This is a genomic window from Kitasatospora sp. NPDC058046 (assembly GCF_042885595.1).
In the GTDB taxonomy this organism is placed as follows: domain Bacteria; phylum Actinomycetota; class Actinomycetes; order Streptomycetales; family Streptomycetaceae; genus Kitasatospora.
This window is the reverse complement of sequence record NZ_JBHVRS010000046.1, coordinates 1-11,608: the sequence shown is the minus strand read 5'-3', so window position 1 is coordinate 11,608 and position 11,608 is coordinate 1. Positions and strand designations below refer to the sequence as shown.

The 11,608-nt window shown below is 71.0% G+C and carries 9 protein-coding genes; all 9 read left to right on the top strand.

Annotation, left to right across the window (positions count from 1 at the left end; translation table 11 throughout):
• Positions 1–151: 151 nt before the first annotated feature.
• Entirely contained in the window at positions 152–1,612 is a 1,461-nt protein-coding gene (gene eccD / locus ACFVU7_RS44105) for a type VII secretion integral membrane protein EccD (RefSeq protein ID WP_049651682.1), read from the top strand.
• Between the two features lie 227 nt (positions 1,613–1,839).
• Entirely contained in the window at positions 1,840–2,130 is a 291-nt protein-coding gene (gene rpsO / locus ACFVU7_RS44100) for a 30S ribosomal protein S15 (protein WP_031072625.1), read from the top strand.
• 456 nt (positions 2,131–2,586) lie between these two features.
• Positions 2,587–4,794, top strand: coding sequence for a polyribonucleotide nucleotidyltransferase (locus tag ACFVU7_RS44095; RefSeq protein ID WP_049651681.1), 2,208 nt, complete (start codon positions 2,587–2,589; stop codon positions 4,792–4,794).
• Between the two features lie 119 nt (positions 4,795–4,913).
• The gene (locus tag ACFVU7_RS44090) at positions 4,914–6,266 is read left to right on the top strand and encodes a pitrilysin family protein (protein ID WP_234348371.1); all 1,353 of its coding nucleotides are present in this window, start codon (positions 4,914–4,916) and stop codon (positions 6,264–6,266) included.
• A gap of 47 nt (positions 6,267–6,313) precedes the next feature.
• Complete coding sequence (gene dapB, locus ACFVU7_RS44085; RefSeq protein ID WP_074006413.1) at positions 6,314–7,060, top strand: 4-hydroxy-tetrahydrodipicolinate reductase; 747 nt, start codon at positions 6,314–6,316, stop codon at positions 7,058–7,060.
• Between the two features lie 70 nt (positions 7,061–7,130).
• Complete coding sequence (locus ACFVU7_RS44080) at positions 7,131–7,589, top strand: tetratricopeptide repeat protein (RefSeq protein WP_049651678.1); 459 nt, start codon at positions 7,131–7,133, stop codon at positions 7,587–7,589.
• Positions 7,586–8,317 (top strand): FAD-dependent thymidylate synthase, encoded by a 732-nt coding sequence (gene thyX, locus ACFVU7_RS44075; protein ID WP_049651677.1) that lies wholly within the window; start codon positions 7,586–7,588, stop codon positions 8,315–8,317. The genes ACFVU7_RS44080 and thyX overlap by 4 nt, the downstream gene beginning before the upstream one ends.
• Positions 8,318–8,532: 215 nt before the next feature.
• Positions 8,533–9,432, top strand: a complete 900-nt coding sequence (gene dapA, locus ACFVU7_RS44070; protein ID WP_049651676.1) for a 4-hydroxy-tetrahydrodipicolinate synthase — start codon at positions 8,533–8,535, stop codon at positions 9,430–9,432.
• 171 nt (positions 9,433–9,603) lie between these two features.
• On the top strand, positions 9,604–11,289 hold the full coding sequence (locus ACFVU7_RS44065; protein WP_049651675.1) for a ribonuclease J: 1,686 nt from the start codon (positions 9,604–9,606) through the stop codon (positions 11,287–11,289).
• Positions 11,290–11,608 lie beyond the last annotated feature (319 nt).

Genomic DNA, 11,608 nt, shown 5'->3' with positions numbered 1-11,608 from the left:
CACCGAGCGCCGCCGGGCCTCGGCACCGTCAACAAGGGGGAGCGCCACGTGCGTCGAAGGATCGAGGTGCGGGCATGAGTGAGCGGAGCGAGCTCATCATCGAACACCGCGCAGTGGGCGGAGCGCCTGCCGGGCGAAGCGGGGTGGGAGCGTGAGCACCGCGGCCGCCACCGGCTACTGCCGGGTGACCGTCGTCGCCCCGGACCGCCGGATCGACGTCGCCCTGCCCGAGGACGTCCCGCTCGCGGACGTCTACCCCGAGGTGCTGCGGCTGGCCAACCAGAGCCAGCCCGACGGCACCCCCACCGGCTTCCACCTGGTCCGCCGGGACGGCACGGTGCTCGACAGCGGGCTGCCGCTGGCCGCCCAGCAGGTCCGCGACGGCGACCTGCTGGCGCTGCGCCCCTTCGCCGAGTCGCTCCCGCCGGCCGTCTACGACGACGTCGCCGACGCGATCGCCAGCGCCGTCGAGGCCGACCGCCGGTTCTGGACCGCCGAGCTGATGCGCGGCTTCGGCCTGATCGGCGCCGGGGTGCTGCTCACCCTGCTCGGCTTCGCGCTCTGGTTCTCCGACCTGCGCCACGACATGCACGGCCTGCCCGGCGTGCTGGCCGGCGTCACCGCCGTCGTGCTCACCGCGCTCGCCGGGGTCCGCGCCCGGGTCTACCAGGACGCCCACGCGGCCGTCGCGCTCGGCCTCGGCGCGCTGCCGCACGCCATGATCGGCGGCAGCGGCGTGATCGCCGTCGCCCACCTCGGGGACGGCCCCGGCCGGCTCCAGTTCCTGGTCGGCTGCGTCGCCGCCCTGGTGGTCTCCGTACTGCTGGCCGGCCTGCTGCCGGAGAAGGACGCGGTGTTCGTCGCCGCCGCCCTGGTCTCCACCGCCGGCGCGCTCGCCACCTTCGCGGCCGTCCTGCTCCCGGAGACCCCGGCCGGGCACATCGCCGCCGTCACCGGCGTCGCCGCCGTCGCCGTGGTCGGCTTCCTGCCCAGCCTCTCCGCCCGGTTCGCCCGGCTGCCGGTCGGCTTCAGCGCCCCCGGCCAGACCCGCACCCGCAGCCGCGACTACGACGAGGAGGCCGAGCGCGCCGAGGCCGTCCAGTACGAGCGGATCGCGCACCAGGCCCGCCGCGGGCACGAGGTGCTGGTCGGCCTGGTCGGCGGCTGCGCCGCGGTCGTGGTCGGCGCCTGCGCCGTCCTCGGCTTCACCGACGAGACCTTCCCCGAGGTGCTCGCGCTCGCCCTGGGCCTGACCACCATGCTGCGCGCCCGGCTGTTCCGCTACACCGCGCAGGTGCTCAGCCTCACGGTGGCCGGCCTGCTCGGCCTGAGCCTGCTGATCGTCGGGCTCTCCCTGCACACCCCGCAGTTCTTCCTGCGGGCGGCCGGCTCCACCACCGAGCTCGACCTGCGCACGATCTGGCTGACCGCCTCGATCGCCTTCGGCGCCGCGCTGCTCACCGCGATCGCCCTGGTGGTGCCGCGGCTCGGGGTCTCCCCGTTCTGGGGGCGCATCCTGGACCTGGTGGACAGCCTCACCCTGATCTCGCTCGTCCCGCTGGCGCTCGCCGTCCTGGACGTCTACCGGCTGGTCCGCGGCGCCACCAGCTGACCGCAGGCCCCCCGGAGCCGCCCGCGGAGGCCCCGGAACCGTCCCCGGAGCCGCCCGCCCGACCGCCGAACGGCCGGGTGGGCGGCACTGGTACGCTTGGCCTTCGAGCGCAGCCGTGTGTCCGCCCCCCGTGGGTCGACGACCGCCGGCCGCGCCCGCGACACCGAGTTCTCGATGAGTCCTGTGTTGTCGACCAGGACCGCTCGGTAGACCCTGAAGGAGTTGCAGTGGCTCTCGCCTCTGACGTCAAGAAGCAGATCTTCGCCGAGTTCGGCCAGAAGGAGGGCGACACCGGTTCCCCCGAGGTCCAGGTGGCCATGCTCTCCCGTCGTATCTCGGACCTGACCGAGCACCTCAAGACCCACAAGCACGACCACCACTCGCGTCGTGGCCTGCTGATCCTGGTCGGCCAGCGCCGCCGCCTGCTGCAGTACCTGGCCAAGAAGGACATCGAGCGCTTCCGTACGCTCGTCGACCGCCTGGGCATCCGCCGCGGTGCCGCCGGTGGCGCCCGCTAAGACCGCCGCTCGGGGGCGGCTCCCCACACCGGGGAGCCGCCCCTCGCGCGTATGCCGCGGCCGTTGAGCCGCGGCGCCCGCAGATAACAACTCGCGCGCACCTCCCCAGGTGGCCGAGGATTGCACCGTAGGGTTGTGGGCATGCCGGGTGATGGCGCACCAGCGCGCCACCCGGGCAGAAGGACCCAACCCCCCCCGCGGGACGAAGGCTTCAAACGGAAGCCGCCCGCATCCGAGAGAGCGTCCAGACGCGGACCGCCCTTCCGGGCCCGGCAGCCGTGAGGCGCCGGTCCTCGGTAGTGGCCGTCGGAACCCCCGCAGACCGAGCGGGGCACTCCGGAGGCTTCGATCGAAGACCGGCCCGACTGCCGCCCTCCCCGAGGAGGGCCCGGGGCCCACCGCAGGCAGTACGCGGGGACGCTCTCCCGGAGACGTACGAAAGAGGAGATCTTCCAGGTGGAAGAGAACGTGTTCTACGCCGAGGCCGTGATCGACAACGGTTCCTTCGGCACCCGTACCATCCGCTTCGAGACCGGCCGTCTGGCCCGTCAGGCCGCCGGCTCCGCCGTGGCCTACCTGGACGACGACACCATGGTGCTGTCGGCCACCAGCGCGTCCAAGCAGCCGAAGGAGCACTTCGACTTCTTCCCGCTGACCGTGGACGTCGAGGAGCGGATGTACGCCGCGGGCCGCATCCCCGGCTCGTTCTTCCGTCGCGAGGGCCGGCCCTCCGAGGACGCGATCCTCACCTGCCGCCTGATCGACCGCCCGCTGCGCCCGTCCTTCGTCAAGGGCCTGCGCAACGAGGTCCAGGTCGTCGTCACCGTGATGGCGCTCAACCCCGACCACCTGTACGACGTGGTCGCGATCAACGCCGCCTCCGCCTCCACCCAGCTGGCGGGCCTGCCGTTCTCCGGCCCGATCGGTGGCGTCCGCGTCGCGCTGATCAACGGCCAGTGGGTCGCCTTCCCGACCCACAGCGAGCTGGAGTCGGCCGTCTTCGACATGGTCGTCGCCGGTCGCGTCCTGCCGGACGGCGACGTCGCGATCATGATGGTCGAGGCCGAGGCCACCGACAAGACCATCAAGCTGGTCGAGGGCGGCGCCGAGGCGCCGACCGAGGAGATCGTCGCCTCGGGCCTGGACGCCGCGAAGCCGTTCATCAAGGTCCTGTGCGCCGCGCAGTCGCAGCTGGCCGCCCAGGCCGCCAAGCCGACCGGCGAGTTCCCGGTCTTCCTGGACTACCAGGACGACGTCCTCGCCGCGCTGTCCGCCGCCGTCAAGGACGAGCTCGCCCAGGCGCTGACCATCGCCGGCAAGCAGGAGCGCAACAACGAGCTGGACCGCGTCAAGGCGCTGGCCGCCGAGAAGCTGCTGCCCGAGTTCGAGGGCCGCGAGAAGGAGATCAGCGCCGCCTACAACGCGCTGACCAAGAAGGTCGTCCGCGAGCGCGTCATCAAGGACAAGGTCCGCATCGACGGCCGCGGCGTCACCGACATCCGCACCCTGGCCGCCGAGGTCGAGGCCATCCCGCGGGTGCACGGCTCGGCCCTGTTCGAGCGCGGCGAGACCCAGATCCTGGGCGTCACCACGCTGAACATGCTGCGCATGGAGCAGCAGCTGGACACGCTCTCCCCGGAGACGCGCCGCCGCTACATGCACAACTACAACTTCCCGCCGTACTCCGTCGGTGAGACCGGCCGCGTGGGCTCGCCCAAGCGCCGCGAGATCGGCCACGGCGCGCTGGCCGAGCGCGCCCTGCTGCCGGTGCTGCCGACCCGCGAGGAGTTCCCGTACGCCATCCGCCAGGTCTCCGAGGCGCTGAGCTCCAACGGCTCCACCTCGATGGGCTCGGTCTGCGCCTCGACCATGTCGCTGCTGAACGCCGGTGTGCCGCTGAAGGCCGCCGTCGCCGGTATCGCGATGGGCCTGATCTCCCAGGAGATCGACGGCGAGACCCACTACGTCACGCTGACCGACATCCTCGGCGCCGAGGACGCGTACGGCGACATGGACTTCAAGGTCGCCGGTACCCGCAACTTCATCACCGCCCTCCAGCTGGACACCAAGCTGAACGGCATCCCGGCGTCGGTGCTCGCCGCCGCGCTGAAGCAGGCCAAGGACGCCCGCCTGCACATCCTCGACGTGATGAACGAGGCCATCGACTCGCCCGACGAGATGTCCCCGAACGCGCCGCGCATCATCACCATCAAGATCCCGGTGGACAAGATCGGTGAGGTCATCGGCCCCAAGGGCAAGATGATCAACCAGATCCAGGAGGACACCGGCGCCGAGATCACGATCGAGGACGACGGCACCATCTACATCGGTGCCGCCGACGGCCCGGCCGCCGAGGCCGCCCGCACCACGATCAACCAGATCGCCAACCCGACCATGCCGGAGGTCGGCGAGCGCTACCTGGGCACCGTGGTCAAGACCACGACGTTCGGCGCGTTCGTGTCGCTGATGCCGGGCAAGGACGGCCTGCTGCACATCTCGCAGATCCGCAAGCTGGCCGGCGGCAAGCGCGTCGAGAACGTCGAGGACGTCCTCGGCGTCGGCGCCAAGGTCCAGGTCGAGATCGCCGAGATCGACCCGCGCGGCAAGCTCTCCCTGATCCCGGTCATCGAGGGCGAGGAGGGCGGCGAGGCCGCTTCCGAGTGAAGCGCCGCTAGCTGACCCCGCGGCCCGTACGCCTCACGGCGTGCGGGCCGCACCCCGTTGTCCACGCGTTCGTCCGTACGTGCCCATCCGCACGTGCGTTTCCTCTGGAGGTACCCCCCGTGGCGCAGGCCCCGGCGGTAACGCAGCGTCCCGGCACGACCCGGACCCTGCTCAAGGGCGTCGACGGCGCCGGCACGGTGCGCCGCACCGTGCTCCCCGGCGGCCTTCGGGTCGTCACCGAGACCCTGCCGACGGTGCGCTCCGCGACCTTCGGCATCTGGGTCGGCGTCGGCTCGCGGGACGAGACCCCGCAGCTCAACGGCGCCACCCACTACCTGGAGCACCTGCTCTTCAAGGGCACCGAGCGGCGCAGCGCGCTGGACATCTCGGCGGCCCTGGACGCGGTCGGCGGCGAGATGAACGCCTTCACCGCGAAGGAGAACACCTGCTACTACGCCCGGGTCCTGGACACCGACCTGCCGCTGGCCATCGACGTGGTCTGCGACATGCTCACCGGCTCGCTGATCCGCACCGAGGACGTGGAGTCCGAGCGCGGCGTCATCCTCGAGGAGATGGCGATGGCCGAGGACGACCCGGGCGACGTGGTGCACGACCTGTTCGCCAAGGTGATCTTCGGCAGCGGCCCGCTCGGCCGCCCGATCCTCGGCACCCAGGAGACCATCAGGACGCTCACCCGGGACCAGATCGCCGGCTTCTACCGCCGCCGCTACCGGCCCGAGCAGCTGGTCGTCGCCGCGGCCGGCAACCTCGACCACCGCAAGGTGGTCAAGCAGGTCGAGCAGGCCTTCGCGCCGCTGCTGGCGGCGTCCACCGCGGCGCCGGCCGAGGCCCGCCGCGGCGTCAAGGCGCTGCGCACGGCCGGCCGGGTCGAGGTGCTCAACCGCTCCACCGAGCAGGCCCACCTGGTGCTGGGCGTGCCCGGGGTGCCCCGGCACGACGAGCGCCGCTGGGCGATGGGCGTGCTCAACGCGGCCCTCGGCGGCGGGATGAGCTCCCGGCTGTTCCAGGAGGTCCGCGAGAAGCGGGGCCTGGCGTACTCGGTCTACTCGTACTCCTCGTCGTACGCGGACAGCGGCCTGTTCGGCATCTACGCCGGCTGCCAGCCCAAGCGGGTCGAGGAGGTGCTGCGGATCTGCCGCGCCGAGCTGGCCAAGGTGGTCGAGGAGGGCATCACCGAGGAGGAGCTGGGCCGGGCGATCGGCCAGATCTCCGGCTCCACCGTGCTCGGCATGGAGGACACCGGCTCGCTGATGAACCGGATCGGCAAGGCCGAGCTCAGCTACGGGCACCACCTGTCGGTGAACGAGATGCTGGAGCGCATCGCAGCGGTGACCCTGGAGGACGTCCACGCGGTGGCCCGTGATGTGCTGGGCGCGTACCGGCCGTCGCTCGCCCTGATCGGCCCGGTCAACGACAAGCGGGCCGCCAAGCTCGCCGATCTGCTGGTCTGATCCGCTTTTCCGGATCCGCTGAATCCCAGGTGAGAGGAACTTTTGCCATGACGCTGCGTGTCGCCGTGATCGGCGCCAGGGGACGGATCGGCTCCGAGGCGGTCAAGGCCGTGGAGGCCGCGCCGGACCTGGAGCTGGTCGCCACCCTCGGCCGCGGGTCGGACCTGGAGGAGCTGACCGAGGCCGGCGCCCAGGCGGTCGTCGAGCTGACCCACCCCGACTCGGTGATGGGCAACCTGGACTTCTGCCTGCACCACGGCATCCACGTGGTCACCGGCACCACCGGCTGGACGGACGAGCGGCTCGCCACCGTCCGCGGCTGGCTGGACGAGGCCCCGGAGCTCGGCCTGCTGATCGCGCCGAACTTCTCCATCGGCGCCATCCTCGGCATGAAGTTCTCCCAGATCGCCGCCCGGTACTTCGAGTCGGTCGAGGTGGTCGAGCTGCACCACGACCGCAAGGCCGACGCCCCCAGCGGGACGGCCACCCGCACCGCCCAGCTGATCGCCGCCGCCCGGGCCGAGGCCGGCCGGCCGCCGCAGCAGGACCCGACCACCCACAGCCTGCCCGGCGCGCGCGGCGCCGACGTGGACGGGGTGCCGGTGCACGCGGTGCGGCTGCGCGGCCTGCTCGCGCACCAGCAGGTGATGTTCGGCGACACCGGCGAGACGCTCACCATCCGGCACGACTCGCTGCACCACAGCAGCTTCATGCCGGGCATCCTGCTGGGCGTGCGCAAGGTCGTCGGGACGCCGGGGCTGACCTTCGGCCTCGAACACTTCCTGGACCTGTGACAGTGTCGAACCAGACCGTGCCGTACCAGAGCACGCCGAACCGGACCGTACCGATCCCCGGAGGGGCCCGATGACCTCCCGTACCGGTTTCTTCGTCCTGTCCGGCGTGCTGCTGCTGGTCGCCCTGGTCTGCGTGGGCGAGGGCGTCCAGCTGATCGCCACCGGCAAGCCGCTCGGCATCGGCATCGGGGTCTGCGCCTTCGTGATCCCGGTGATCGGGGTCTGGTTCCTGCGCCAGACCGTCCGCTTCGGCCGGGACAGCGAGCGGCTGGCCCGCGAGCTGGAGGCCGAGGGCGGCCTGCCGGTGGACGAGCTGGAGCGCAGCAAGGGCGGGCGGATCGACCGGGCCTCGGCCGACGCGGTGTTCGCCCGCCGCCAGGCCGAGGCACAGGACGCGCCGGGCGACTGGCGGGTCTGGTTCCGCCTCGCCGTGGCCTACGCCGACGCCGGCGACACCCCGCGCGCCCGCAAGACCATGCAGCACGCCATCAAGCTGCACAGCACCGAACCCGCAAGGAGTAACGCGTGAGCGACGAACCGACGGCCCCCAGCTTCCGCAGCGACGTGACGGTGGAGCTGGTCCGCAGCGCCGCCGCCGACTCGGACGTCATCTGGGCGGCCCGGGTCTCGACCGCGGGCGAGCAGTCCCTGGAGGCCCTCCAGCAGGACCCGGAGAAGTCCAAGGGCCTGATCAACTTCCTGATGCGCGACCGGCACGGCACGCCCTTCGAGCACAACTCGATGACCTTCTTCATCAGCGCGCCGATCTTCGTGTTCCGGGAGTTCCACCGGCACCGCAGCGGCTGGTCGTACAACGAGGAGTCCGGCCGCTACCGCGAGCTCCAGCCGGTCTTCTACGTCCCGGGCGAGGAGCGCAAGCTCGTCCAGGAGGGCCGCCCCGGCAAGTACGAGTTCCACGAGGGCACGCCGGAGCAGCACCGGACCACGACCGCGGCGATGGAGGCCGCGTACGTCGAGTCCTACGCCCGCTACCAGGAGATGCTGGCCGCCGGGGTGGCCCGCGAGGTGGCCCGCGCGGTGCTGCCGGTGGGCCTGTTCTCCTCGATGTACGCGACCTGCAACTCGCGTTCGCTGATGCACTTCCTGTCGCTGCGCACCCGGCGGGAGAACTCGGCGGTGCCGTCCTTCCCGCAGCGCGAGATCGAGATGGTCGCCGAGCAGATGGAGGAGCAGTGGGCCCGGCTCATGCCGCTCACCCATGCGGCCTTCGAGAAGCACGGCCGGGTCGCCCCCTGACCTGGGACGACAGGCATACGGGCAGAGTGTCTGGCATGTCTGGATTGCGGCTTTTCTAGCCGCTCCCTACATTCGTGAACACGGATTCCGGTGCTGCCCGAACCCCCGAGCGGGCAGCACCGGAATCCCACGTCCGCGCCACCGATGCGCTGCACCTGTCCGAACACCGGACCGGCATGGGTACCGCCCCACCGCCTACGAGTAGCTTTGGACGCATGGCTCCGACCTCCACCCCCCAGACGCCGTTCGGCCGGGTCCTGACCGCCATGGTCACCCCGTTCACCGCCGACGGCGCGCTCGACCTCGACGGCGCCCAGCGCCTCGCCACGCACCTCGTGGACTCCGGCAACGACGGCCTCGTCGTCAACGGCACCACCGGTGAGTCCCCGACCACCAGCGACGCCGAGAAGGCCCAGCTGGTCCGCGCCGTGGTCGAGGCGGTCGGGGACCGCGCCCACGTGGTGGCCGGCGTCGGCACCAACGACACCCACCACAGCGTGGAGCTGGCCCGCCAGGCCGAGGCGGCCGGGGCGCACGGCCTGCTGGTCGTCACGCCGTACTACAACAAGCCCCCGCAGGAGGGCCTGTACCGGCACTTCACCGAGGTCGCCGACGCCACCGGCCTGCCGGTCATGGCGTACGACATCCCGGGCCGCAGCGGGGTCGCGCTGAGCCACGAGACGCTGGTCCGCCTCGGCGAGCACCCGCGGATCGTCGCCAACAAGGACGCCAAGGGCGACCTCGGCGCCGCGGCCTGGGCCATCGCCCGCGCCGACCTCGCCTGGTACTCCGGCGACGACATCCTCAACCTGCCGCTGCTGTCCGTCGGAGCCGTCGGCGTGGTCAGCGTCGTCGGGCACGTGGTGGCGGCGGACCTGCGGGCGATGGTCGAGGCCTTCCTGGCGGGCGATGTGGTCAAGGCCACGAGCATCCACCAGCGCCTGCTGCCGGTGTTCAGCGGTATGTTCCGCACCCAGGGTGTGATCCTCGCCAAGGCCGCGCTGGAACTCCAGGGCCTGCCCGCCGGCCCGCTGCGACTCCCGCTGGTCGGAGCGACGCCCGAGGAGATCGAGCGGTTGAAGCAGGATCTCGCCTCCGGCGGGGTACACCTTTAGCAGACACGGACGTGCGCGCCCCCGGCTCGCCGGACCTCCCCGGGTCCGCCGCTGGACCGGACCGTAGGCGCGAGAGCACAGACCCAGTAGGAAAACGACACTGAGTACGCGCGCCATATGTCTCCAGGGGGAGGACCCCGGACATATGGCGCGCGTCGTGAGGAGAGTCTTTTGAGCCACCCGCACCCCGAGCTCGGCGCGCCCCCGGCACTGAAGGAGGGCGCCCTCCGCATCACTCCGCTCGGCGGCCTCGGCGAGATCGGCCGCAACATGACGGTCCTCGAGTACGGCGACCGCATCCTGATCATCGACTGCGGCGTCCTCTTCCCCGAGGACGAGCAGCCCGGCGTGGACCTGATCCTCCCGGACTTCAGCTACATCCGGGACCGTCTCGACAAGGTCGACGGCATCGTCCTCACCCACGGGCACGAGGACCACATCGGCGCCGTCCCCTTCCTCCTGCGGGAGAACCCGGACATCCCGCTGATCGGCTCCAAGCTGACCCTCGCCCTGATCGAGGCCAAGCTCGCCGAACACCGCATCCGGCCGTACGTGCTGGAGGTCAAGGAGGGCGAGCGCGAGCGCATCGGCCCCTTCGACTGCGAGTTCATCGCCGTCAACCACTCCATCCCGGACGCCCTGGCGGTCGCGGTCCGCACCCCCGCCGGCATGGTCGTGGCCACCGGTGACTTCAAGATGGACCAGCTCCCGCTGGACGGCCGCCTGACCGACCTGCCGACCTTCGCCAAGCTGGCGGAGGAGGGCATGGACCTGCTGCTGGTGGACTCCACCAACGCCGAGGTCCCCGGCTTCATCCCGCACGAGCGGGACATCTCGGCGGCGCTGCGCAACGTCTTCGCGAACGCCGACAAGCGCATCATCGTGGCCTCCTTCGCGAGCCACGTGCACCGCATCCAGCAGGTGCTGGACGCCGCGCACGAGTACAAGCGCAAGGTCGCCTTCGTCGGCCGCTCGATGGTCCGCAACATGGGCATCGCCCGCGACCTCGGCTACCTGAAGGTCCCCGGCAACATGGTCGTGGACGTCAAGCAGCTGGACGACCTGCCGGACAAGGAGGTCGTGCTGATCTGCACCGGTTCGCAGGGCGAGCCGATGGCGGCGCTGTCCCGGATGGCCAACCGCGACCACCAGATCCGCATCGTCGAGGGCGACACCGTCGTCCTGGCCTCCTCGCTCATCCCGGGCAACGAGAACGCGGTCTACCGGGTGATCAACGGCCTGACCCGCTGGGGCGCCAAGGTCGTGCACAAGGGCAACGCCAAGGTGCACGTCTCCGGCCACGCCTCGGCCGGCGAGCTGCTCTACTTCTTCAACATCTGCAAGCCGCGCAACCTGATGCCGGTCCACGGCGAGTGGCGCCACCTGCGCGCGGCCGCCGAGCTGGGCATCGCCACCGGGGTGCCGCGCAACCGCGTGGTCATCGCGGAGGACGGCGTCTGCGTCGACCTGGAGAAGGGCGTCGCCCGGATCGTCGGCAAGGTGCAGGCCGGGTACGTCTACGTGGACGGCTCCTCGGTCGGCGACATCACCGAGGCCTCGCTCAAGGACCGCAGGATCCTCGGCGAGGAGGGCTTCATCTCGGTCTTCGTCGCGGTCGACTCGACCAACGGCAAGATCGTCGGTGGCCCGACCATCCAGGCCCGCGGCTCCGGCATCGACGACAACGCCTTCGGCCCGGTCGTCGCCAAGCTCCAGGAGGGCCTGGACCGCTCGGCGAGCGACGGCGTGCTGGAGCCCCGCCAGGTGCAGCAGCTGGTCCGCCGGACCATCGGCAAGTGGGTCGCGGACAACTACCGCCGCCGGCCGATGATCCTGCCGGTCGTCGTCGAGGTCTGAGGCTCGCTCAAGACCGGCTGAGGCCGGTTTGACGTGGGGCGACCCGGTGCGTAATGTTCTCCGGGTTGCCCCACGGGACGGCCCCTCGGAAACGGGCTCGAATTCGGATTCGAATTCGAGAACGACCGGGGAAAACGGACCGAAAGACTCTGATAGAGTTCGGGAGCGCCGAAAGGCGAAAGCAAATCGGATGAATGAAACTCCGGAAAATGGAGCGGAAAACATCTGATAAGCTGGAAACACGAAAGAACGAAGCCCGGAGGGTCCGCTGGAAGGCGGTCCGAAGGAAGCGTCCGTTCCTTGAGAACTCAACAGCGTG